The 24,315-nt window shown below is 50.2% G+C and carries 22 protein-coding genes; 6 read left to right on the forward strand and 16 right to left on the reverse strand.

Annotated elements, in window-relative coordinates; translation table 11 throughout:
* Positions 1-173: 173 nt before the first annotated feature.
* Together Q320_RS0100500 and Q320_RS0100505 are read right to left on the reverse strand one after the other, a co-directional pair.
* Positions 174-1,376, reverse strand: coding sequence for a nitrate/nitrite transporter (locus Q320_RS0100500; RefSeq protein ID WP_027467366.1), 1,203 nt, complete (start codon positions 1,374-1,376; stop codon positions 174-176).
* Between the two features lie 349 nt (positions 1,377-1,725).
* Positions 1,726-2,307: an ANTAR domain-containing response regulator gene (locus Q320_RS0100505; RefSeq protein ID WP_027467367.1), complete on the reverse strand. Its 582-nt coding sequence runs from the start codon at positions 2,305-2,307 to the stop codon at positions 1,726-1,728.
* Positions 2,308-2,622: 315 nt separating this feature from the next.
* On the opposite strand from Q320_RS0100505, the gene phnF reads away from it, so the two are divergent.
* Both phnF and Q320_RS0100515 read left to right on the forward strand, forming a co-directional pair.
* Positions 2,623-3,339, forward strand: coding sequence for a phosphonate metabolism transcriptional regulator PhnF (gene phnF, locus Q320_RS0100510; protein WP_051534344.1), 717 nt, complete (start codon positions 2,623-2,625; stop codon positions 3,337-3,339).
* Positions 3,336-3,785 (forward strand): hypothetical protein, encoded by a 450-nt coding sequence (locus Q320_RS0100515; RefSeq protein WP_027467369.1) that lies wholly within the window; start codon positions 3,336-3,338, stop codon positions 3,783-3,785. Before phnF ends, Q320_RS0100515 begins: the two co-directional genes overlap by 4 nt.
* 424 nt (positions 3,786-4,209) lie before the next feature.
* Here Q320_RS0100515 and Q320_RS0100520 read toward each other — a convergent pair whose 3' ends face one another.
* Positions 4,210-4,623: a hypothetical protein gene (locus tag Q320_RS0100520; RefSeq protein ID WP_027467370.1), complete on the reverse strand. Its 414-nt coding sequence runs from the start codon at positions 4,621-4,623 to the stop codon at positions 4,210-4,212.
* An 86-nt stretch (positions 4,624-4,709) separates the two neighbouring features.
* Between Q320_RS0100520 and Q320_RS0100525 the strand changes: the two genes are divergently transcribed.
* Positions 4,710-5,204, forward strand: a complete 495-nt coding sequence (locus tag Q320_RS0100525; protein ID WP_035851558.1) for a hypothetical protein — start codon at positions 4,710-4,712, stop codon at positions 5,202-5,204.
* A gap of 142 nt (positions 5,205-5,346) precedes the next feature.
* On the opposite strand, the gene Q320_RS0100530 is transcribed toward Q320_RS0100525, so the two are convergent.
* The 7 genes from Q320_RS0100530 to Q320_RS0100565 all read right to left on the reverse strand — a co-directional run bounded on the left by Q320_RS0100530 (position 5,347) and on the right by Q320_RS0100565 (position 14,224).
* Positions 5,347-6,756 carry an FAD-dependent oxidoreductase gene (locus Q320_RS0100530; RefSeq protein WP_027467372.1) on the reverse strand — a complete coding sequence of 470 codons (1,410 nt, stop codon included), beginning with the start codon at positions 6,754-6,756 and terminating at the stop codon, positions 5,347-5,349.
* A complete protein-coding gene (gene phnX / locus Q320_RS0100535; RefSeq protein ID WP_051534345.1) occupies positions 6,753-7,586 on the reverse strand; it encodes a phosphonoacetaldehyde hydrolase in 834 nt (277 codons plus the stop codon). Before phnX ends, Q320_RS0100530 begins: the two co-directional genes overlap by 4 nt.
* 319 nt (positions 7,587-7,905) lie before the next feature.
* Positions 7,906-9,012 (reverse strand): 2-aminoethylphosphonate--pyruvate transaminase, encoded by a 1,107-nt coding sequence (locus tag Q320_RS0100545; RefSeq protein ID WP_027467374.1) that lies wholly within the window; start codon positions 9,010-9,012, stop codon positions 7,906-7,908.
* A 783-nt stretch (positions 9,013-9,795) separates the two neighbouring features.
* Complete coding sequence (locus Q320_RS17865) at positions 9,796-11,484, reverse strand: putative 2-aminoethylphosphonate ABC transporter permease subunit (RefSeq protein WP_035851562.1); 1,689 nt, start codon at positions 11,482-11,484, stop codon at positions 9,796-9,798.
* Entirely contained in the window at positions 11,481-12,584 is a 1,104-nt protein-coding gene (locus Q320_RS0100555; RefSeq protein ID WP_035851565.1) for a putative 2-aminoethylphosphonate ABC transporter ATP-binding protein, read from the reverse strand. The genes Q320_RS17865 and Q320_RS0100555 overlap by 4 nt, the downstream gene beginning before the upstream one ends.
* Positions 12,581-13,141, reverse strand: coding sequence for an HD domain-containing protein (locus Q320_RS0100560; RefSeq protein ID WP_027467376.1), 561 nt, complete (start codon positions 13,139-13,141; stop codon positions 12,581-12,583). The genes Q320_RS0100555 and Q320_RS0100560 overlap by 4 nt, the downstream gene beginning before the upstream one ends.
* Positions 13,142-13,207: 66 nt before the next feature.
* Complete coding sequence (locus tag Q320_RS0100565) at positions 13,208-14,224, reverse strand: putative 2-aminoethylphosphonate ABC transporter substrate-binding protein (RefSeq protein WP_027467377.1); 1,017 nt, start codon at positions 14,222-14,224, stop codon at positions 13,208-13,210.
* Between the two features lie 174 nt (positions 14,225-14,398).
* On the opposite strand from Q320_RS0100565, the gene Q320_RS0100570 reads away from it, so the two are divergent.
* Positions 14,399-14,773 carry a YbaN family protein gene (locus Q320_RS0100570; RefSeq protein WP_027467378.1) on the forward strand — a complete coding sequence of 125 codons (375 nt, stop codon included), beginning with the start codon at positions 14,399-14,401 and terminating at the stop codon, positions 14,771-14,773.
* 153 nt (positions 14,774-14,926) lie between these two features.
* Entirely contained in the window at positions 14,927-15,400 is a 474-nt protein-coding gene (locus Q320_RS0100575) for a universal stress protein (protein WP_027467379.1), read from the forward strand.
* Positions 15,401-15,448: 48 nt separating this feature from the next.
* Here Q320_RS0100575 and Q320_RS0100580 read toward each other — a convergent pair whose 3' ends face one another.
* The 4 genes from Q320_RS0100580 to Q320_RS0100595 all read right to left on the reverse strand — a co-directional run bounded on the left by Q320_RS0100580 (position 15,449) and on the right by Q320_RS0100595 (position 20,490).
* Positions 15,449-16,228 carry an ABC transporter ATP-binding protein gene (locus Q320_RS0100580; protein ID WP_027467380.1) on the reverse strand — a complete coding sequence of 260 codons (780 nt, stop codon included), beginning with the start codon at positions 16,226-16,228 and terminating at the stop codon, positions 15,449-15,451.
* Positions 16,229-16,231: 3 nt separating this feature from the next.
* Positions 16,232-17,311, reverse strand: a complete 1,080-nt coding sequence (locus Q320_RS17870; RefSeq protein WP_035851568.1) for a FecCD family ABC transporter permease — start codon at positions 17,309-17,311, stop codon at positions 16,232-16,234.
* A 5-nt stretch (positions 17,312-17,316) separates the two neighbouring features.
* Entirely contained in the window at positions 17,317-18,441 is a 1,125-nt protein-coding gene (locus tag Q320_RS0100590; protein WP_027467381.1) for an ABC transporter substrate-binding protein, read from the reverse strand.
* 66 nt (positions 18,442-18,507) lie between these two features.
* A complete protein-coding gene (locus Q320_RS0100595; protein WP_027467382.1) occupies positions 18,508-20,490 on the reverse strand; it encodes a TonB-dependent receptor domain-containing protein in 1,983 nt (660 codons plus the stop codon).
* 146 nt (positions 20,491-20,636) lie between these two features.
* Here Q320_RS0100595 and Q320_RS20485 point away from each other — a divergent pair, with 146 nt between their 5' ends.
* Positions 20,637-21,602: a helix-turn-helix transcriptional regulator gene (locus Q320_RS20485; RefSeq protein ID WP_051534346.1), complete on the forward strand. Its 966-nt coding sequence runs from the start codon at positions 20,637-20,639 to the stop codon at positions 21,600-21,602.
* A gap of 215 nt (positions 21,603-21,817) precedes the next feature.
* On the opposite strand, the gene trpE is transcribed toward Q320_RS20485, so the two are convergent.
* Complete coding sequence (gene trpE / locus Q320_RS0100610) at positions 21,818-23,287, reverse strand: anthranilate synthase component I (protein ID WP_035851571.1); 1,470 nt, start codon at positions 23,285-23,287, stop codon at positions 21,818-21,820.
* Between the two features lie 343 nt (positions 23,288-23,630).
* Positions 23,631-24,299: a phosphoglycolate phosphatase gene (locus Q320_RS0100615; protein ID WP_027467384.1), complete on the reverse strand. Its 669-nt coding sequence runs from the start codon at positions 24,297-24,299 to the stop codon at positions 23,631-23,633.
* Between the last annotated feature and the right edge of the window lie 16 nt (positions 24,300-24,315).

Genomic DNA, 24,315 nt, shown 5'->3' on the forward strand with positions numbered 1-24,315 from the left:
AAATCTTTGGATCACGAAAAACACGAAAAAACCAACAGCCCGTCATTCCCGCGTGACGTTGGCGGGAATCCAGCGGCGCGGCTGGATTCCCGATAAAAGCATTCGGGAATGACGGTTTAATTTTTCGGTTTGTATTTTTTCGTGCTTTTCGTGTCTTTCGTGGACAGCCGTTTTTAAATCCGCGCTTGCGCCAAGCCCATGCTGCTGCGCCAACGCACTTTGACCCCCGATAAACCGTACCAAGCGCAGAGCGAAAGCAGCGCAAACGCCCACAATCCCAGCGAATAATTCCCGGTCCCTTGTTTCACTACGCCCAAACCCGCAGCCAGCGCGAAACCACCCACACCACCGGCCATACCAATCAATCCAGTCATCACACCAAGATCTTTGCCAAAGCGTTGTGGCACCAATTGAAACAAAGCGCCATTGCCTGCACCCAAGCACAGCATCGCCGCAATAAAGAGCGTTACCGCCACGCCAGAGCTGCCCAGCCCAAATCCCGCCAGACCGATCAGCGCGCTAGAGGCGATATACACCATCAATAGTGTGCGAGTGCCGCCGAGTCGATCCGCAATTGCGCCGCCAATCGGCCGCATTACTGATCCGGCCAACACGCAGGCGGCGGTGTACCAACCAGCGACTTGCGGTGTGAAACCAAATTGATCGTGGAAATAGCCCGGTAGCGCGCTGGCAAAGCCAGAAAAGCCGCCGAAGGTGACTGCGTAAAAACCCATAAATAGCCAAGCATCGCGGTTATTGAGTACTTTGGCGTAGGCTGCAAAGTTTTTCGGGCTACTCGCGCCAGGTGCATCTTTGGCCATCAGGCAATACAGAATAAAAACAATGAAGAGTGGAATGAGTACGATGCCAAACACGTTTTCCCAGCCAAAGGCCACCGCGAGCATAGGGGCAAATAGTGCGGCAAACACCGTGCCTGAATTACCCGCACCCGCAATACCCAGCGCCGTGCCTTGGTGCTCGGGCGGATACCAGCGCGAAGCCAGTGGCAAAGCCACCGCAAACGCGGCACCCGCAAAACCCAGCATCACGCCGAGCAGCACTGCTTGATTAAAGCTATGAATGCCCAATTGCCATGCGGCCAGCAAGCTCGCCATGACGATCATTTGCGCTATCGTTCCAGTGCGTTTAGCGCCGATATGATCGACCATCACACCGAGCACCAGCCGTAAGAGCGCGCCAGCCAGAATCGGCGTCGCCACCACCAAACCACGCTCTTGAGTGCTTAGGCTAAGCGCCGTCGCAATTTGAATTTGCAGTGGGCCTAATAAGTACCAGACCATAAAGCTCAGGTCGAAGTAGAGAAATGCAGCTAGTAAAGTCGGAGTATGTCCAGCGCGCCAAAAATTGCTTTTCATGATGTTGTACCTCGCAAGCGTTGTGTCTATCGCTAGCGCCTGCTGAGTGCGTGTTTTAAAAATGGAGCATTCGAATACTTGCAACTTTTAAAACATATTCTCAGAAGTGCACTGCACTATAAAAGACCGCCGTTGGCCCAAATCACTAACACGTCATTGCATTAGCCATTCACATACAGCAAGCTACGTGCCAATGGTGTGAAATATATTTTTATCCATACATATCAATTACTTAGCTGTATTTTCGTGCTATTTACTTTGTGATTGCATCAATGTGACGCACCACATTGATGCAATGCAGCATGACTCGCACTGACATCGCACAGCACTACAAAAAAGATTCGCCCAATCAGGTGCCAAGCAATTTTTCCAATGCCACGATTTGCCGAGCGACATCGCCCAACTTGATGCCTTGATTCATGGCCTGATTGCGCAACGTAGCAAAGGCTTGCGCTTCGCTCATCTGGCGCTTTTCCATTAGTAATCCTTTGGCATGGTCGATGATTTTTCGATCAGCTAACTGTGCTTCTAGCTGCAAAAAACGTACACGCAAGTCGTGCTCAAGATCAAATTGCAACAAGGCGACGGTTAATACGCTAGCGAGCTTCTCAGTGCACCAGTCGTCAACGACATAAGCATTTACGCCCGCTTGCAAAGCGGAACGAATCAAAATGGGATCAGCAGAAGTGGCAAACATAAGTACCGGTAGCGGCATAGAGGTGTGCAACAAAGCTAAAACGTGCAGCATTTCGGGGGAGGGGGCGGCACTACGGATCAGCAAAATATTGGGATGGTGCTGTTCAATCGCACTGAGTAAATTGCACGGCGTTGCCACTTCAGCAATCGCCTCATAATTTGCGGGCAGTGCTAATCGATCGAAAAGATCGAAAAAGGGCTCGGGGCAGTCATTGATATAGAGGAGTCGTAACATGAGCTTGGCCTAGAGTAACTTGAACCTCTTATCCCGCAAGAGTCATGCCACCCTTCAATCACACGGCTTGGCTTGGTTTTTACTACGACGGGCACCTCACTGGTGCATTACGCATTCTGTTTTAATAGAAAAGAAAATCAATTTTCATCATCGCTCCATTCTCTGATTCACGCCTTACATGGGGAGGGTGACGATGGTGAACTCGCAGGCCACATGCACCTTTAATATTCTGCACCTCATTGCGCAGCTTTGGGATCATCTAGATGTCACCGAGCCAAGTTATAATCGTTCATTTAATTCTAGGGAGCTGTGTGAGTGTCGTTGATAAAAAAAACGCCCAAATGGCAATCGATTGCCAGCACACTGGCATTAGAAATCAATCAGAAGCATCTACTTGGGCAACTGCCGATTGAGCCGCTGCTCGCTGAGCGTTTTGCGGTGAATCGCCACACGGTACGGCGGGCATTGCAAGAACTAGAGGCGCAAGGCTTGGTGCGGATTGAGCAGGGGCGGGGCACTTTTGTGCAAGAAGATTTAATCGACTACCGCATGGGCAAAAAAGAGCGCTTTTCGCATAGTTTGGCGGCGCAAAGCTTAAGCGGCGAAAGCAAAATTCTCAGCAGCCAAACGATACGTGCCAACGACGATATTTGCAGCCTACTCGGCATCGCCAAAGGCAGCGAAGTGCTGCAAATCGATGCGTTAGATTTCGTAGAAAACCAAATCGTCGGCGTATGTACCGAATACCTACCGCTGCCACGGTTTGCCGGATTTACGCAGCGTTTGGTCGAGCAAGGCGTAATGAGCGAAGCGCTACGCGCCGCTGGCATTTGCAGCATCACCCGAAAATTTTCCCGCATCACCGCACGCATTCCCCGCCCCGAAGTCGCGGTGCAGTTAGGTCAACCCAAAAGCCAGCCCGTGCTGTATGTGGAAAGCGTCTACCAAGACGAAAATGGCCAAGTCATCGAATACGGCATCACCCGCTTCGCCGCCAATGCGGTGCAATTATTGATTGAGCCTGAGCTGTGAAAATTAATATTACGCAATTCTACCTTCAGGTTGATGTTACATACCCATTTACTTATATATTTCAAAGGTATTTATCTAGAAAAGTAGAAGCGCTGATTGAAGAAAAAAATGATTTTTTATATAAGTACCCAGATTATGATTATGTATTTTATATAAGTGCGAAGAAGGAGATTATAGCTCCTGAGACGAAAGGCCCAAAAATATCAAAAAAAGACAAGAAGGTTATGTTTTCTATATTTCTTTGCGCTCCTCTAGCTGAAATTTCTATTGAAGAAAACTGTAGAAATGCTCTAGTGCAGCTGTTGGGTTGTATGTCAATTATATTAGAGGGGCAGGGATACAATATCCAGAAGCTACGAACTGAAGTGAATAGTATTTTGAGTGAAGTAATGAGTAATTCAGAAATGTTCGAATTTAATTGTGCTCCTGACTTACCGGTTAAATAACAGGTAAATAATATACTTCATTTCACCCATTTATTGATCGGTATCGCCGTTGCATTTACTTATTGAACTCGTAAACCGCAATTTGTAGGGTATTAATAAGCGAAGCGCATTACACCGGCTTTGGCGACGCGGTGCAATACGCGCAGCTTTGGCACCCTACAAGCCACTTCCGCTTTGGGTCGACAGTAGACATGAGTGAATGTAGGGTGCATTGAGCGTAGCGAACTGTGCCGTATGAACGATGATGGGTATATATTTGTAGTCTTCTTTAAATAAGGGCTACAAGCATATACCCAATGTAGTTTTTCAGCCAAGCAGCGTGCATAAATCCTGATTTGCGCGAGCGGTACAGCGCTATATTTTCCCCGTTGCGTATTTTAAACCGTTCGTTAAAGGTGGTGCGCAACGCGTAGCGTTTCGCACCTTACGCTTTATTAGCTGGCTGCTTCATCGACCAATATGCCAGCGTCCAAATGCCGTACATCGCGATCAAATAGCCGCTGGCGAGCCTGAGTAAGAGCACCAAAGTCGGTGCGCCGTCGATTAAACTGATTAACGCAAATGCGCCCAGTGCTAGTAAAAATTTGATGAGATAAATCAGCCGATAGGGGATTTGCTGCGCGTTGCAATAAGCGTAGGTCAAAGGCTCGGCTTGCTGGACTGCTACATGCGCGGGGATGACCAGATACCAGAAAATCTGGCGGATCAGTGGTTTATCCCAGTTGGCGATTATGGTTTTGGCGGTCGCGAGATTCATCGTCGATTCGATCAAAAAATAGAGACGCCAAGTTTGCCACAATTGCTGCGTGCGGCTTAGGATTAAGTAACATGGTGTCATGCGCTGTGTTTATTAGCTCCCTACGAGAATATGGCTTATGAGTTAACTGAGCAGATTTGAAATTAGGAAAATATTAAGGAGAACCAATGAATCCTATCGAGTGGCTTTGCAGATACGAACAGGAATTTAATCACTTATCTCATGAAGAACGGGATGCGATTATGCATTTTTCTTTGTTATGGAGTTTATTTGAGTGTAAAAAACTCGGTATGGGGGCAAACACACAAAAAATTAAGGCTCTCGCAGAAAAATGGGTGGATATGGGCCAAAACCCAGAAGCATTTGTACAAAGTCTAGCTTATTTCCAAAATCGCTATCTTCAAAACAACAATTTCACCGATAATTTAGGCCACTTACATCCACGCCAAAATGCTGATCTCGAATTGGTTAAGGCCGTTCTTTGTGCTAAAAATGGAGCGCCAGCAGATATCATTGCTGCGCTTTTTATAATTATCTATCGTCTACGTAATAATCTATTTCATGGGGCGAAATGGGCATATCACTTTAGAGATCAACTTGATAATTTCAACCATGCAAACATAGCACTCATGGCGGCATTGGAAATCCAAGGTGATGAGTAAAGATTAAATTTCTCACCTATTTAAATCAAATTTGTAGGTGTTCAATAAGCACCGCGCATTTCACCATATAAATTATATGATAAAGGTATGTTGATGAAGGCGATATTTATCAAAGCCTACATTAATATACCCAATAAATACCTTATCCCCCCTTATCCGACTTCCCCGCCGCAGCCGCAAACTTTGCTAAGTAACGATCAATCACACTTGGTGTTTGCCCTTGATCTTCGCAAGCTTCTTTGCGGCGAATCGCGTTGCGGATGATGATGCTGCCTAGCCAGCGTATCGGTTCGGGTGGGAAGTAGCCCAGTGGCCCACTAACAAGACCGCATTGCGCCCAGCCGTCGGTTTCTTTCAGAACCATACTGCTTAAAATCTGCCCGCCCAAATAGCAGGTGCTGACGCCATTGCCTGAGTAGCCAAATCCGTAGCAAATATTGGGCTGTTGATCGAGTTGGCCAAAGAACGGAAGGCCAGTCACAGAGCGATCCGAGGCGCCATTCCAAGACCCGGCAATTGGTATGCTAGCTAAACGCGGAAAAAATTCGTGTAGGCTTTGCGTCAGTTGCGGCAGGTAACGGCTGGGCCGATCGAACTCGGCCAGCATCTTGCCGCCAAAGGCAAAGGTGTTGCCGCCTTTACCGAACATCAATCGACCATCGCTGGTACTGCGATAATAATGCACAAAAATCCGCGAATCGCAAACCGCCGCGCCGTGCTGCAAACCCAGCTCGGCCAGCAGCTCAGGGCAGGGCTCGGTGATGAGCATATCGGATGAAACAATCGCAATACTGCGCTCAAATTGCCGAAATTGGCTCGCCATCCACGCATTCATCGCCAGCACGAGCTGTTTGGCAATCACTTCGCCGTCTGTGGTTAACACGCTGGCGGGTTGGCCGTAGTGCAGATTTTTCATTGCGGTATTTTCATAAATGAAGACGCCCAGCTTTTCTGCCGCACGAACTAGCCCACGCACCAATAGCGCTGGATGCACGCTGCCAGCAATCGGCGAAAAATGCCCTTCGATATGTTTTTTTGATCCCGCCATTGCTTGCACGTCGCTGGGGGCGAGCGGGTTCCAGCTATTAATGCGCGCTTGGCTTAAGGCATCAACAACAGCATTCATCGTACCGTTTTGTGCGATATTAGTTGATGTATACAGCGCACCGTCAATATGTAATTGGGCTGCAATCTGATACTCATTGCAAAAATCACGGATCGCAAATGCCGCTGCTTCTGAACCCCGCACGATTTTGATCGCCTCAGCCTCACCAAATAGCCGTTTCAGCGTCAAAAATTTTGGCGCCAGCGTGAGCACACAACCGCCGTTTCGCCCCGATGCGCCGCTGCCACACTGGCCTTTTTCAATCAGTACGATTTTAAGCTCAGGCTGTTTTTGCTTGAGCTGGATCGCCGTCCACAAACCGGTATAGCCGCCGCCGACGATGCAGACGTCAGCGGTAATCGTGTCGTTCAGCGACGGGCGCGGCGCGGCGTTTTCTTGCGCTAGCGCATCGGCAAACCACCAAGGTTGAAATTCAGCCTCTTTCATGGCTGCTCGCCGCGTGCGAGCGCCGCTTCGATTTCGCTGATCACCGCAGGCAAATCGGCAATGCTATCGATGACAAAATGTGCACCTGCTTGTGCCAACTTAGCACTGGCGATGTCGCGCAACTTGGCTTGTTCAGTAGGGCTCAGTGCATTCCATTCAGCCTCGGTCAGGCCAACTTCATTGCCGCTAACCGCTAAACCGACTGTCCACATTCCGGCGCTGAGTCCTTCTGTAATGCCGGGTATTGTGTCGTCGACCTTGATGCACGCCGCAACGTGGCTAATACCCAGCTCAATCACATTGGCTAGCGCCATCCATGGGCCTGGGCGAGCGCCGGCTTTTAGATCGTCGGCGGCGACGATGTAATCGGGTACAAAGCCATATTGCGCGGCAATCGGTTGCAAAGTATTCATCACCGCGCGCGGATAGCCGGTGCAACTGCCGATTTTTAGTCCACGTTCGCGCAGCGCATTAATCGTGTCTATAGCGCCAGTGATCGGCTGCGAAAATTCGCCAACATGCGCGATTTGCAGCGGCATAAATAGCGCATAAATTTGATCGACATCGGCGTCGTTCATAGTGCGGCCAAATTGATCTTGCCAGCGCGCCGCCACCGATTCCATTTGGCCAACCGCCTTGATGTGATCCCATTTCGCCAAACCCATAGGGCCACGTGCTTCCGCCAAGGTCAGCGTGATGCCGAGTTGTTTGAACGCTTCAACTAGCACTTGCGTCGGCGCGAAAGAGCCAAAATCGAGCACAGTGCCAGCCCAATCAAAAATAACAGCTTGCAGAGGGCCGGTGTACGCGCGGTGAGTGTTGTTGAGCATGGTGTTTCCTTTGAGGTAAGCAGTGATTTGTTGTTTGAAAAAAGCAGAAGATGGATCACGAAAAATACGAAAAAAAACAGCAAAAAAAAGGCAATTTGAGCAATCTTATTGAGCGCTTTGGCGTGGTTTGAATCGCAAGAATGCGTTAAATCAAATTCATCAAAAGAGCTTTGAATCTCGCAAGGCGCATGTAGGTCGGGTTTTAACCCGACTGCAATATCGGGTTAAAACCCGACCTACGGATCTACAACTGAGTAATTCGTTTCTTTTCGTGCGTTTTGTATTTTTTTCGTGCCTTTCGTGGACTAATTGTTTGGTTTTAGCGATCCAACCAGCCAAAGCCAGTTAGCACATCCACAATCGCATGGGCGGCTTGTTCGAGTTGAGCGCTGTTGATCGCGCCGATGCAGCCGACGCGGAAAGTTTCAATTTGCGTGAGTTTGCCCGGATACAGCACAAAGCCGCGCTCGCGCATCGCGTTGTAAAACGCCGTAAATTGGTAATCGGGATGCGCTGGAGCGTGGAACGTCAGGATGATTGGTGCTTGCAGTTTTTCATCCAAAAACAGTGCTAATCCGGCTGACTTTAAGCGATCAATCAGCACTTGAGCATTAGCGGTATAGCGCGCCAGCCGAGCAGGTCTGCCGCCTTCAGCGAAATACTGATCGAGCGCAGAACGCAGCGCTGCGACAACGTGCGTTGGCGGCGTAAAGCGCCATTGCCCAGTACGCTGCATATAGTCGTATTGATCCGCCAAATCGAGCGCAAGCGATGGGCTATTGCCATTCGCCAGAGAAACAGCAGCGGTTTTGGCGATGACAAAACCCATACCCGGCACGCCTTCCAAACATTTGCCCGAAGCCGCAATCACCGCGCAAAGATTGAGCGCCTGCACATCAATTTCGAGTGCACCAAATGACGACATTGCATCAACAATCAATTCGCAGCCTGCATTGCTGGCAACATGGGCGATCTCTGAGAGCGGATTGAGTAGGCCTGTTGCGGTTTCGCAATGAATCAGGCCGATGTGCGTAATGGCGGGGTCGTTTTGCAGCTTGGCTTTGACCGCCAGCGCATCAATGGCCACGCCGTCCGGCCACGAAAGAACCGTGACATCGCGGCCAATCGCACGCGCGATTTTGCTCATCCGTTGGCCGTAAGCACCGTTTTCCAGCACCAGCAATTTGCCCGCGCGTGGTACTAAGGTTCCCAGCGCCGCTTCAACCGCAAACGTGCCCGAGCCTTGCAAAGGAATGCAGCAATGGTTGGCAGCGCCGTTGGCAATGCTGAGTAAATCGGCGCAAACCGAGGCGGTGAGCGCATTGAAACTGCTATCCCAAGAGCCCCAATCGGTTAGCATTGCTGTGCGAGTGGCAAGGCTAGTGGTGAGCGGGCCGGGCGTTAATAAAATCGGCGCTTGTAACATGGAGGCTCCTTGTCATCTAGATGAATTTTTGCGTGTCAAAAAAGCGCTTGAGGCGCTGACGTGGGTATTGAGTTGTAGGGCTTATTCATTAATCTACGTAGGTGTATACCTGATAATTTTTATTTTTCGTTTTTAAAGCGTTGTTTTTGGCAATGCTTTAATCGCTGAATCTGTTGTGTTTCATCTTGTCTGAGTCGCGCTCATGCCGCGCGGCACTGACTTTCTTTGCTTCGCCAAAGAAAGTAAGCAAAGAAAGGCGACCCGGGCGCGCATCGGTCCCCGATGCCCTCGGTCAGTCGTGAGCCAAACGATAAAGCTGTTTGTCTCTCTTCCTCACTCGGTGCGCTTAGACGGGGGTTTTAAGCCCCAGCTCAACGAGCGTGGCACAGCATCAACAGCAACCCTGAATGTCGATTATTCTTTTCAGGTATCTGCCTCCAGCCTTTGCTTAACAAAGCTTAGATGGCAATACATCTACAAATTTCAAACCTCGTCGAGCTGCGGAAAATCCCTTGTATCAAGCCGAGCGAGGAACAAGCGGCAAGGGGCTTTCGGCGGGCTCTGTTTTGTTAAAGCCCGACGCCTTGCCGATTGTCCGCAGCGAGGGCATCCGACGAAGTCGGACGCAGATACTAGGGCGGCCTGCTTACTTTCTTGGCCGTTCAAGAAAAGTAAGTCCCCGTCGCGGATTGCGACTGTAAAACGCTGTGCCGCAGGCACTAAATATGTCGTACAGTATTGCTCTGTAGGCATTGCCATTTAATTGATACAGCAATATACCCATCACTTAATCCGCCAATTCTGACTGCGCCGCTGCAAAAAATGACTGATCACAGCAAATAGCCCGCATGCGACTGCTGAGCTGGCGACAATCAACGTCGCCATCGCTGCCGCAGCCGCAGTGTCGCCCGCGTCGTCCATATTCAGCACTGAAACCGACGCCAGCATCGTTTCTGGTGTGTAGATAAATACGACGGCTGAAACGGTGGTCATCGTGGCGACAAAAAAGTAGCGGGCGATTTCTAAGCAAGCGGGTAGGCAAATTGGCAAGGTGACGCGCCAAGCGGTGATCCAGAATGGCACTTTGAGCGAGGCGGCGACGGCTTCGAATTCTTTGTCGAGTTGCTTCAATGCCGTGACGGCGGTCAGATGGGCGGTGGTGTAAAAGTGCGCGATCGAGCACAGCACCAAAATCGCCATCGTGCCGTACAGGCCATTGAGTGGGTTTTGCGGGTGGTTAAAGAAAAATACATAGCCCAAGCCGAGCACTAAGCCAGGAACGGCCATGGGTAGCATCGCGAGCAGATGCAGCGCTTGCCGCCACGGTTGGCAGGCGGCGACTTTTTCGGTCAGCCATGCGCCAGCAAACACCAAAATCGAGCCAAATAGCGCCGTCCACGCTGACATTTTTAAGCTATTAGCAAACGCCGCCCAACCACCGCCGTCAACATCGTCGAAATTAAAATGGCTGAGCGAGAGTTGCATTTGGTAGGGCCATAATTTAATAAACGCAGCGGCAATCGCCGTGCCTAAAATCGCCAGTAAAGCGCCGCTCACAATCACACAAAACATCAAGGCAGCGCGATCTCGCCACGTGCTGATCGCGGCTTGCATCGGCTGCGCGCGGGCGCTGAGCATCGCTTGCTGCTTTTTTTGCGAGTAATGATCGAGCACAAAAGACAGAATCGCGGGCACCAGTAGTAAGAGGCCAATCACCGCGCCGCGCGAGAAATTTTGCTGGCCGATCACTTGTTTGTAGGCTTCCAGCGCCAGCACATTAAATTGCCCGCCGATCACTTTCGCCACGCCAAAATCGGTAACAACTAGAGTAAACACCACCACCGCCGCCGAAAGCAGGCCGTAGCGCACGCTAGGCAGGGTGACAGTCAACCATTGCCGTGTTTTGCCAGCGCCCAGTGAGGTCGCCGCTTCATACAGGCGGCCATCGGCAACGCGCAGCGCGGTGAGCAAAATCATCATCGCGTGTGGGAATGTGAAAAACACTTGGCCGATGACAATGCCCCAAAAACCATAAATGCTGCCATCCGGAAACCAAGATTTGAGCAGACCTTGATTGCCAAATAAATACACCAGCGCAATCCCAGGCAAGAGCGATGGCGCGAGCAGCGGAATTAGCGCCAGCATCCGAAATAGACCTTTGGCTGCCATCGTCGAGCGGGTTAATGCCGCTGCATAGAGATATGCCAATGGAATCACGATGGCGGTGCTGGTTAGTGCGACTTGCAGACTATTGACCAGACTTTGCAATAAGCTGGGTGAATTCAGAACCGCACGGACTGAGCCTAATCCCCAAACGTTGGCTTTGGGATCGAAAAAGGCTTGGCTTAAAATCGCCAGTAAAGGCCCGCCTAAAATGACGACCAAAATTAGCACGGCGAGTCCGGCTAAGCCCCAAGCGATGGTTTCGCTGCGGATTTTTATCATCGGAGCGGGTAGGGCGAGGCTGCTCATGCGGCGCGCTCCGGTGCAAAGCAGCGCAATTTTTCTGCGGGTAAATACACCGGAATCAGCTGGCCGTCGGCAAAACGCAGCTGCGCCAATTCGCGATGGCTAATGACGACTTCTAATTCAATGCCAGCCCAGAGTGCGACCGAGAGGCGCAGCCGATAGACGCTGCCGATCAGCTCCAAATGCAGTAATTTTCCCAGTGCGAGTTGCTCGCCTGCGCGCCATTGTGGCAGTAGCTCGATGTCTTCGGGGCGAATAAATAGCTCGTGATTTTGCCCTGCGGTGAGCGCGGTTTCGCTATTGATGTTCAATTCAGCTTCGCCCAAACGAACGCGATGGCTATCGACTGCGTGTGCGTGCAACCAATTGCAATGGCCGACAAAATCCGCCACAAAACGGCTGGCAGGGTGCTGATAAATTTCAGCGGGCGTGCCGATTTGCTCGATGACGCCGTGATTCATCACGACGATGCGATCGGCCATTGTTAGTGCTTCTTCCTGATCGTGCGTCACCATGATGGTGGTCACGCCGAGTTTTTGCTGCAGCGCTTTGATTTCACCGCGTAAATGCTCGCGTACTTGCGCGTCGAGCGCCGATAGCGGTTCATCGAGCAGCAACAGGTTCGGTGATGTAGCCAGTGCGCGCGCTAGTGCCACGCGTTGCTGCTGACCACCAGAGAGTTGTGCGGGGTATTTTTCAGCAATGGCGGGTAGGCCAATCAATTCGAGTAGTTCAATGACGCGTCGATCTTTATCTTGCGCGCGACCTTTCAGGCCATAGGCGATATTTTTGGCGACAGTTAAATTTGGGAATAGCGCATACGATTGAAACACAATGCCGTAATCGCGCTCTGCGGCGCTGGCGTGTGTGATATCGCGGCCGGTCTGGACGATTTGCCCGCGATCAGCGGTTTCGAGCCCAGCGATAATCCGCAATAAGGTCGTTTTGCCACAACCAGATGGCCCCAATAGGCATACAAATTCGCTTTTTTGCACATTGAGCGAGATATCGTGCAGCGCGGTAAAGGCGCCAAATTGTTTTTGGATGCCAGAAATTTGTAGCTCAGTGGCGATGTTCAGATTGGTGGTCGATTCGCGAATCATGCCAACTCCTTGCTGATACAGATTGTTTTGGCAATCTGTAGAAAATAGTTAAGCGGGGCAGTGACTAGACCGACGACTTTCGCTTGGTCATCGCAGCGGCGTAAAAAAATCGCATCTTTTGCATAGCTACTGGCGGCAAATCGCATGGCCTGTTCATGGTTCATGACGCCGCCTTGTAGTTGCAATGACATTTGTGATGCAGGAGATAAAGCAGTTAGATAGTCCGCTTCTGTAGCGCACAGATAGCGTTTGGCATCTACATGCCGTGCAATCGCAAATAAAACGCGTTGATCAAATAAGTCTTTTAGTACTGTCACCGCCACAAATTCATGTTGGTCATCAATACCTAAAGCCACATCGTGCTCTTGTTGCTCGCAAATAATGTGGCCAATATCGTGCAGCAGCGCCGCAGTAATCGCCGCAGCATCGCCGCCAGCTAATTGGGCAAAATGGGCCGCTTGCAGCGCATGCTCTAATTGAGAGATCGCTTCTCCACCGTAGAGTTTTTGCCCTGCGCCATTAAGAAGCGGATGAAGATCATTAAAACGAAGCGTCATTATTTTCTTTTCAAACAACATAGCCGCGCCAAGCATCGCTCAGCGCGGTATTCAGATGAAGACTAATTATTTTTTCGGTTCAGATTTGCTGTCGTAACGCTTAGTCCATTCGGCCAAAATACGGTCACGATTGGCGGCAGACCAGCGCAGGTCTTGTTTGATCAGGCGTTTTTCGTAATCGGCTGGAATGTGCGCGTTCGGTTTGGCAATGCCAGGCATCGCAACAATCGCGAAGTTTTTCTCGTACAGCTCGTTGGCTGATTTTGAAGCAGACCAATCAGCGAGCTTTTTCGCGGCATCGAGGTTTTTGGTGCCTTTCATAATCGCCGTGGCTTCCAAATCCCAGCCCAAGCCTTCTTTTGGAAACACCAGATCAATCGGCGCGCCACCTTCTTTGAGCTTAGCTGCGCGGTATTCAAATGAAATACCGACTGGGAATTCACCTGCTGCGACTTGTTTGCAAGGCTTAGAGCCCGAATGGGTGTATTGCGCCATGTTATCGTGCAATTTATCCATAAACGCCCAGCCGTCTTTCTCGCCCATCATTTGTAGCCAAGCGCTGACGTCAAAATAGCCAGTGCCGCTCGATGCTGGGTTTGGCATCACGATCTTGCCTTTGAATTCCGGCTTGGTGAGGTCTTTCCATGTTTCTGGTTTTTTTAAGCCCAATTTAGCGGCTTCAACGGTGTTAAAGCACACCGTCGCACCCCAAACATCCATGCCCACCCATGTTGGCGGCGTGCTGTCATCGACGTATTGCTTGCTCAGTTTCTCTACACCTTTGGGTGCATAGGCTTGCAACATGCCTTCTTTTTCAAATACCAAGAGCGACGATGCTGCCAAGCCCATCACTACATCGGCTTGTGGATTGGCTTTTTCGGCGAGCAATTTGGCGGTGATAATGCCGGTGGAATCACGCACCCATTTGAGTTTGATGCTCGGATTTTCTTCTTCAAATTTGGCTTGATAGGCTTTAAGTTGATCGGCTTCTAGCGCGGTGTACACGGTGAGTGTGCTATCGGCCATCGCGATTGAGCTTAATGCGGCTGAAAGTAGCAGGGAAATTGCGGTGAGTTTTTTCATTACGTTTGTCTCTGAGTGGGTTTAAATGTGGCGCAATTATGCGCACCCCAAAGTGACAATACGATGACGTCTAGACGAATTTATGATGAAATTTATGGGAGTTTTGTTGTCGTAATTAAAAGTCATCAAGCTGATTTTCGTAACAAAGTCTGGCCTCTGTGCCACAATTTAACTATGTCGAAAATTCATCAAGTGTTATTTACACTCTGCGGCATCCTTGCCGTGCTGTTAGGTTTGCTGGGGATTATTTTGCCTGGCTTACCCACTACGCCTTTTATTCTGCTCGCTGCCGCATGTTTTGCAAAAGGCTCGACCAGACTGCATCAGCGCCTACTCGCAAATAAATATTTGGGCGCAATGATTAGAGACTGGGAACAAAATCGTAGTCTTTCTCGTCGTATTAAATGGAGTGCGATTGGATTGATGCTCGTTATGACGAGCTTGTCGATTTGGCAGTTCTCTGGGAAGCCACTGCTACAGTTGCTTTTGGTGGTTGTGGCGGTGATTGGTGCGATCGTCGTCGGTCGTATTCCGACTCGAAGCCATTGAATGGCGTTAGCCTGCTGATTTTGCCTGATTCGCGCCGAGAAAATGATCGCAATACATTCAGAGGTGTGAGCCGTGACTGTTTACAACGGCTAAACTGAAAACAACTATTCTGCGATGGTCGGAAAGGTCGTTTTTATTGCACGGAGAACAAAAATGTATCTACGAATTTTAGTTCCTATTGATCATAGCGAGGCTGCTACAGCGGCTTTCGGGCATGCTTTAGAGCTAGCCAAATTAATGAATAGCACGCTGCATCTGGTCCATGTAGAAAATATTGCTCGCTCATCGATTGCTGCTGGTGTCATACCTGGGTTTGAATTCCCTGCTTACAATGAGCAACGTGAAACCAATATCCAGCATAGCCAAGCATTACTGAATCGACTCGCCGAAGTGGCTAGCCAGCAAGAGGTCAAATGCACAACGCGCCTCATTGAAGAATGGGGTGGAAATCCTGCAGATACCTTGCTGAACGCAGCGAACGCATTCAATGCCGATTTGATTGTAATGGGAACCCATGGGTATTCAGGGTTTATGCAGCTGATCTTTGGCAGTATTTCTGAAAGTTTGCTACATAAATCACGAGTGCCGGTTCTATTAATTAGAAAAGATGAAGATCACGATGAGTAAATCAAACTTAAAAAAAGCCGCAAACCATCAGGTAGCGGCTTTTATTATTTACTGAACAGACCAAGCACTCATCTGGTCCAGCACAAACATTGGCTTTCCTTGTGAGCAATGCTCGATACGGCCTTCGATGCCATAGACTTTTGCAAGTAAAGCAGGTGTTAGCACTACGAGCGGCGTGCCGTCGGCAGCGCATTGGCCATCGTGCAACACGATGATTCTGTCGCAACAGCGCAGCGCCAGATTCAAATCATGCAAGGCAAGTAACGCGATACTATTGCGCTCCCGTACATCGGTACGAATGGCTTCCACCAAGGCCAATTGCCAGTGCAGATCTAGGGCGCTATTGGGTTCGTCTAGTAGTAATAGCTCTGGCTGGCGTGCCAATAATTGCGCCAAAGCCACCATTTGCCGCTGTCCACCCGATAAGGTCGCTAAGGGTCGCATGGCCAAGTTGCTTAAATGTAACTGCGACAAATAGCGAGCAATGCGCACTTCAGCCTCATGAGGTGCTAAACCCAGCGTGAGTAAGCCGCCCAGCAGTAGCTCATAGACCGTTAAGCCTGTCGATTGCGGTAGGCTTTGCGGTAGTAGCGCCACTCGACGACAGCGTTCATCGTGCGCTAATTGCGGCAGCGATTGGCCGTGCAAGATGATTTGACCCCGCGCGGGTAATAAACCAGCGAGCGCATGAATCAGTGTTGATTTTCCAGCGCCATTCGGGCCGATTAATGCGGTCACACTGCCGGCCGTTAAAGGCAAAAGATTAAGTTGAGAAATAACCTGGGTATTGCCTTGCTTGACGTTTAATTCTAATACTTGCAGGCTCATACCTTAAGTCCTTCTGCGTAAAATCAGCAGCATGAGCACAGGTACACCAACGAGTGCCGTGACGATGCCGATTGGAATTAATAAGCCAGGTATCAAGCTCTTACTGGCAATCGAGGCCAAGGACAGCATCAGCGCGCCGCACAATACACTTGCAGGCAGAAAATACCGATGCTGCTCGCCAACTAAGAGTCGTGCGATATGTGGGCCGACTAAACCGACAAAGCCAATTGTGCCGACAAAAGCCAGCGCAACCGCCGTTAAGAGGCTGACTTCAAGGAGTACGCGCCAGCTGAGTTGATTGACTTGCACGCCAAGACTTGCCGCATGGACTGCGCCACCTCGTAGCAAGGTCAGTGCCCACGCACGGCGCATCGCCAGCACAAAACACAAGAGCAATACGGCACTGACAATCGCCACATGCTGCAATGTGGCGCGCCCCAAATTGCCCATAGACCAAAATACGATTTGCTCAAGCGCATTGGCATCGGCCAAAAATTGCAGTAGCCAAACCAGCGCCTCAAGGGCAAATAACAGTGCAATACCGAACAGCACCAGCGTATCGCTACCTCCACCGTGAGCACGGCTCAATAGCAAAATCAGTGCAGTTGCAGCCAATGCCACCGTAAATGCGCCCATCGGTAGCAAGAGATTGTGTGGCAAACCGCTAGGCAGATGATGCTCAAACACAATGACGAGTGAAGCGCCTAGTGTTGCGGCAGCGGCGACGCCCAGCGTGAATGGGCTGGCTAAGGGGTTATTGAGCACGGTTTGCAATTGTGCACCGCCCAAACCTAAGGCGCCGCCAACGGCCAATGCCATTAATGCGTACGGTAGACGCACGTCGAAAATCACAACATGCAGACTGGCATCCAGCGTGCTCGGTTGGAGTACGCCGGCGAGTACGGTCTGCAAAGGATAGTTGGCGCTACCCGTTGCCAGATCGGTGGCGAGGCTGAGGATTAAAGCGATGAATAGGGCGATCAAACACACGCTGCGCCAGCGATTTTTCTGGCGATATTGTTGTGCTAGATCGTTCGGTTGCGGCGCTACTAATGGCGCTGCTTGTAACTGTAGAGAAGCCATCGGTCTTATTGTCCTGCAACCCAGAAGGTTCCCGCTAATGGGACAGGTTGAAATTGCTGATAAAAGCGCTGTAATGTGGCTTGTGGATTCAGCGTGGCAAATTGCTGTGGGTAGAGCCACTTGGCGATGGCTTGCACCGCGACAACATTGGCCGCACTGTAATTAAATTGGTGAGAAATCGCGAAAGCGCGACCTTGTTTGACTGCGTTCAGTTGCGCAAAGCCGGGGCGTGCCAAAGCGCGCTTGAGTGAGGCTTGTGCTGTAGCGTGATCAATCCCTGCGCCGAGTGCAATCCGTGGGCTATTGCTATCGCGTGCGGTAGTGGGGTTGCCGATGCCAGTGCCAATATAAACGTCGGGCTGCGTACTGAGTAAAAATTCCAAACTGACCGTGCCGTGACTGCCTGGCACCAGCGCACTGGCGATATTATCGCCGCCTGCTGCGGTGATAAACGTCCCTAACATGCCATTGGTCAGTGTTTCGCAGCAGCCTTGACTCAGCCCGACACGGCTTTCCAAAAAGACACTGGTTTTACGCGGTAATTGACGCAAACCTTGGCTGACTTTGGCCATTTCTACGTGATAAAAATCAAGGTATTGCTCTGCAGCCTTTTTCCTTCCTAGGACTTGACCCAATACCTTGATGCTCAGTGCTGTGTTCTTGAGTGGATTTTTATTAAAGTCGATATAAATAACACTGATGCCCGCTTTGGATAAGCGTTGCATTGTGGCGTGATCGTTGACATTTGGACCATGACCGCCAAGGCTAAAGATGGCCAGTTGTGGCTTGAGCGCGATGGCTTCTTCAACACTAAAACTTTGGCTGCTGCGCCCTAAGCGTGCCACCTGATCGAGATTGGGATAGACCTTGCGATATTGCGCATAGCTGCCCGGATCAAGTTGTTCAAAATCGCCCAGCATGCCAACGATGCGTTGGCGTGGCAGCTCGCGATCTAAAATCGCCAAGCTAGTTAACATGCGGCCTTCGCCTAAAATGATGCGATCAATCTTGGCTGGGATCGCTACCGTGCGCCCGGCGAGATCGGTGACGGTGGCCGCAGAGACCTGAGCGGCAACACTCAGCAAGCTCACCAAGCATAGAGCGATGGTTTGTTTCTGGAAGAATTTCATTGCGTATTCCAATCTTTGAACGAAAAACACCACTGCCAGACCGCGCAGTGGTGCTGTGCTGCGAGTTTAGAATTGCCAGCTTGCTTCTAGGCGCACATCGCGCCCTGGTTCTGGATAACCGAGCACTTTGCCTTGCCAGCCGTTATAGGCATAAGTCGCTTGGTCGTAGTAATGCTGATCAAATAAATTCTTCACGGCTAAATTGAGGCGTAAAGTCTCTTTGGCCCATGGTTTCCAGCTGATGTAAACATCGTGTACGCCATAGCCCGCTTTAGTTTGCTCAGTTTTTGTACCGATGGGTTGATAATCCAGCGACTCAACAAAACGCCCCAACCAACCCATTTCCAGCCCTTGCGCGGGTAACTGATAAGCTAATCGACTCACCCAAGTACGGCCGGTGCTAACGCCCAAGCCCAGATCACCATCATTAAATTTACGGCCATCCAGTTCAGGTCGGCTATCAGCTACGCTCAAACCCAGCGATAGATCTCCCCAGCGATATTGCGCAGCTAATTCATAGCCATCAATCGTTGCTGAGCCTAGATTGCCACGGCAACCGCCTCGTGAGCTGGGGCAGCTAAATGTGGTGATAAAGTTGTCTATCGTTTGGCGATAAACATTACCGTTCAGACTCAGGCCGCCTTGCTGGTAGACAAATCCCAGCTCGCTGTTATCCGCTTCTTCGGCTTCGATTTGACGATTGTTTTTCCATTGTGCGATATCGAGCATAAATGCTTCTTTCAGGCCGACTCCGCGCAATGCTTTGGCATAGCCCGCGCGTAATTGCAGCGCATCAGTCGCTTGCCAGCGCACGCTGGCGCTCGGGCTAAGGCCGTCACTGTTAAACTGCTGTTGGTGATTATCGGTGTAGCTGTAGTCGTCGTAGCGCAGGCCGCCGGTGAGGGTGATGGTATTAAAATGCAGCTCCCCTTCAACAAAACCACCCAATACACTCATTTCTTCTCGACCGTTTCCGGTTAAGCCAAATGGATTGGCAATTTGATTTGCAGCCGATTTTTCTTCCCGCCAATTAAGGCCATATTTCAGCAAATGCTCACTAATCGCTTGCTTAAACAGCACATCAGCACCCGTGGTCGTGAGCGTCTCACCCCAAGTACGACCTGTTTTACTAGTTCGTTCGCTATCAACTTCCGAGCGATACAGCGTGGCATCCAAGCCGTCGAGCCAACCCAATTGTTGACCTTGGTATTTCAGAGTGGCGGTATCGCGCGCTAGACTTTGTGGAATGGCATCATTGGGCAATACGGGATGGGCAAAGCCAACCATATTGGCGCGAGCGGTGCGGATGCCTTCATCGCTACTGCGTTGAAAACTAGCGCTCAGGCGTTGTTGCTCGGTTAGTTGCACGCCGAGTTTGGCGAGATAGTTATATTGTTCGGTCGATGTGTTGGCTATGGTTTGGCCATTACCGGCTTGATAATCTCGAGTTTGCATCGTGGTCGCACTCAGTAATGCATCGACCTGAGTGCCGATTTTGCCGTACGCACTTGCACTGCTGCGCCAGCCTTCATTGCTAAATGCGCTGCCTGTGAGCATGCCACCGAGTTGTTGTCCGGGGCGCAACATGTCGAGTGCCGAGACGGTTTCATAGCGAATTGCGCCACCCAGTGCGCCAGGACCCGCACTGGCCGACGCCGTGCCTTTTTCAACTTCGACTTGCTTGATCAGTTGTGGATCAAGAATCAAAGCACTCTGATGGTGATAGACCTTGCTATTGATCAGTGCGCCATCGACGCTCAGATTGAGTAATGACTCTTCCATACTGCGGATATACATTTTTTGCGAAATCGGATTGCCGCCACCACCGACGCTAATTTCTGGGTCGGCAACAAAAATATCCCTCAAATTTTGTGCTTGCCGATTAATGAGATCGTCGCGTTGAATGACACCGTCTTGTGTGGGCGTGCTTGCGCTTACTTCAATTGGCTCTAGCACGGTTTCGTCTTGCGCCCAACTAAATTCAGTCGCCAAGCAAAGTGGCAACAGCAGCGTTAACACTTTGAGTGGCAGTGGAGGATTTTGCGGCATATCAATTGTTCCTAAAAAATGCAGTCATTACGACAAACCCGACTACTAATTGAGAATTGTTATCATTACAATGCTGTCATTATCTCAATGCAGGCCAAGCAAAACGTTTGTGAACGACAATTTTTTATTTGCAAAAAGATCAAATCATGGGAAAACGAGAAGCGGTGCTTGATACGGCCAATTTGTATTGGCAGCAAAATAAAAATCATTACTCACTCTGGGGGGAAAGTGCGGTTCAGCCGGTACTAGAGGGGGTTTTTCTGGAGCGGGAGTTAAGACCCGGCCTGTTTTTACACGCGACTCACGTTGATTATCATTGCGGCGTATCAGGCGCTGGTCATCTCTCCTCAGGCTTGAAATTGATCATTATGTTGCAGGGGCGAATTGGTCTTCGCTTTGATCAAACTCATTTGGCGCTGGGTGGCGTTGCGCATAACTGCCTTTTACTACGCCCAAGAACGCAAGATTCATCGGCACGGATTCCATTTCGGCGTGAAGTGATGCAGTCCGGCCCGCAAAAACAAGTGGTTTTAACCGCGAGTGCAGAATGGTTGGCCCAAACAGGGTTGGATCAAATTGTGCTTAACTCAGGGCAAAAGCAGCGAGCAGCACAAGAACTAGCAATCCATCACCATGCGGCATCGGCGCAAATGCTGCAAATTGCAACTCATTTATTGCATTCGGCATCTGATCTAAATCCGCTGAATGCATTGCAGCAAGAAAGCCAAGCATTGGCCTTATTGGCCATCGCGTTACAAGAACCGGACTCGCAAACGGTATGCCCGTTAAATTCTCGGGCGCAGCAGCGAATTAAAATGTTACTGGATTTACTCCATAGCGATTTAAGCGTCGATTGGACTTTGCTTGCCTTGGCGAAACATTTGGGTAGCAATCCCACGACATTACAAGTGCATTTTCGTCAGGCCACAGGCTATAGCATTGCAAACTATTTGCGTCGCCTGCGTTTGCAGCAGGCGTATGAGCAAATACGGCAAGGCCTTTCAGTGACCGAAGCGGCATTTAATGCGGGGTATAACTCGTCGGCAAATTTTGCAACCGCATTTAAGCGCTTATATGGTATCTCTCCAAGGCAAGCACAAAGTGGCTACTAATTTAAGTAAGAAAATATTTTGAAAAAAATCTAGAAAGAATCCAGTCCTAGAAAATAGCGTAGCTTGATCCAGACTCAGGCGCGCTATTTCAATTTGCAAGGCGAGCGAGTGATGGGCCGATATTTTGATCGGCAGGTCGCCGAGCAGCTGCGTGTCACGACCTTAAATCGCTTCACGCAACGGGCACACGAGTGATCTCAATAAGTGGCAGGCGCTTAGGCGTCCAAACCTTGTTCAGCAAGTTCTGCTGCGCGTAACACGGCACGCGCTTTATTGAGTGTTTCTTGCCATTCACTTTGCGGCACAGAGTCAGCGACGATGCCGGCACCGGCTTGCATATAGAGTGTTTTGTTTTTCACCACAGCGGTGCGCAGCGCAATCGCCACGTCCATATCGCCGTTAAAACCCAGATAACCGACTGCACCAGAATAAACCCCGCGTTTGGTGGGCTCTAATTCATCGATGATTTCCATTGCACGCACTTTCGGTGCGCCAGAGACAGTTCCAGCAGGGAAGGTGGCTTTGAGTACGTCAATCGCGCTGAGTTTCGGTTTGAGCTTGGCTTCAACGCTGGACACAATGTGCATCACGTGTGAATAACGCTCGACGATCATTTTGTCGATGAGTTTTACTGAACCCGTTTGCGCAACGCGGCCGGCATCATTACGACCCAGATCAATTAGCATCACGTGTTCGGCGATTTCTTTGTCATCCGCCAGCAATTCGGTTTCTAGCGCTAGATCTTCATCGCGATCTTTACCGCGTGGGCGAGTTCCGGCAATTGGGCGCACGGTGACTGTGTCGTCTTCAAGGCGAACGAGGATTTCTGGTGATGCGCCAACAATTTGCATATCGCCAAAATCATAATAAAACATATACGGCGACGGATTGATGCTGCGTAGCGAGCGATACAAAGACATCGCCGAAGCCTCAAACGGCGCGCTCATGCGTTGCGCCAGCACCACTTGCATCACGTCGCCATCTTTGATGTAGTCTTTGGCTGTGAGAACGGCAGATTTAAACGCGTCTTCACCAAACTCAGAGACCGGCGCGACGTGATGGGATGTCGGCAGTGAGAGCGGGATTTCTGCCGGTTCGCGCAATTTCATACGCAAATCGTGCAAGCGCGCTTCGGCGATATCAAACGCCATTTCTTTATTTGGATCGGCGTAAACAATCAAAAACAATTTACCGCTTAGATTGTCAACGACGACAATTTCGGTTGACAGTAAAAGCTGAATATCGGGCGCGCCAATGGGGTCGGGCTTGTCGCAACTGGCGAGTTTACGTTCGATGTAGCGTATCGTTTCGTAACCAAAATAGCCGACCAAACCGCCCATAAAACGTGGCAAACCTTTGCTTGGCGGTGCTTTAAAGCGGGCTTGATAACTTTCGATAAAATCCAGCGGATTGCCCTCAAACGTTTCAAGCACATCATCGTTATGGATTAGCTCGGTTTTATTGCCGCAGACTTTAATTCGCGTACGCGCAGGCAGGCCAATAAAAGAATAACGACCAAAACGCTCACCACCGACGACAGATTCGAGCAGATAAGAGTAGGGGCGATTGGCGAGTTTGAGGTAGACCGATAGTGGGGTGTCGAGATCGGCAAAGAGTTCTTGGATCAGCGGAATGCGGTTATAGCCTTGGCTGGCCAAGGCATCAAATTCGGTACGAGTGATCATGGGTATTACTCCAATTGAATTGCAAGAAGGGCGTGCGTACGCGAAATCAGCGACGCCATCGCCATGCAAGTCCTGCAAAACCAGTTTCGCGGGTCGGTGTGGAGTAAAAAGCCATGTTAAATGAGTTCTATATGGGAATCGATGTGAGCTGCAATTGTGCGTGAACTGAGGTGTACCGTCAAATTCAAAAACTTGGATCATGAAAAGTACGAAAAACCCTCGCACAAAGCGAGGTTTTAATTGTTATTAGCGCGATACGCTGATGCACTTCTTAGTTGTTATTAATTTTGCTGTTCTTTCGTGCTTTTCGTGATCTCGTTTGTGAACTTGTTTTTTAATACACTTAATCGTTAAGCGCTAAAAAATCACGCAAATCGTCAAAACGATGAATCACTTCATCGGCGCCGAGCGATTCGATATCGCTGCCGTAGCCATAACTAACCGCCACGACAGGGCAGCCTGCTGCGCGAGCGGCGAGGATGTCGTTTTCTGAATCGCCGACCATCAACATATTCGCCAATTCAACATTGAGTTGCAGCGCTGCAAATTGCAGTGGCTCAGGGGCGGGTTTCTTTTTCGGCAGCGTGTCGCCTGCGACGATGACATCAAAATGCTCAAAAACACCGAGTTCACGCAGCAAGGGAATGGTGAAACGCTCGGGTTTATTGGTGATAATCGCCAGCGGCATGCCGCGCTCGTGCAGCATATGCAAGGTTTCTTGTACTTTTGGATAGAAGGTCGTAGCCAGCGTGAGGCCAGCGCGATAGTGCGTATTGAACAGCGCCATACCCTGTAGCTGTATCTCGCTGCCGGTGTATTCTGCATTATGGCTATCAGCCAATACCCTTGCTACTAAACTGGCCGCGCCGTCGCCGACAAAACTGGCAACGCGGTCACTATTGAGCGCAGACAATCCCAAATCAGCGCGCGATAAATTGGCTGCGCGTGCGAGGTCGTGAATCGAATCGACTAAAGTGCCGTCCAAATCAAAAGCAATGGCTTGAATGCTCATATAGCTCCTTATTGGG

This window comes from Deefgea rivuli DSM 18356, assembly GCF_000620145.1.
In the GTDB taxonomy this organism is placed as follows: Bacteria; Pseudomonadota; Gammaproteobacteria; order Burkholderiales; family Chitinibacteraceae; genus Deefgea; species Deefgea rivuli.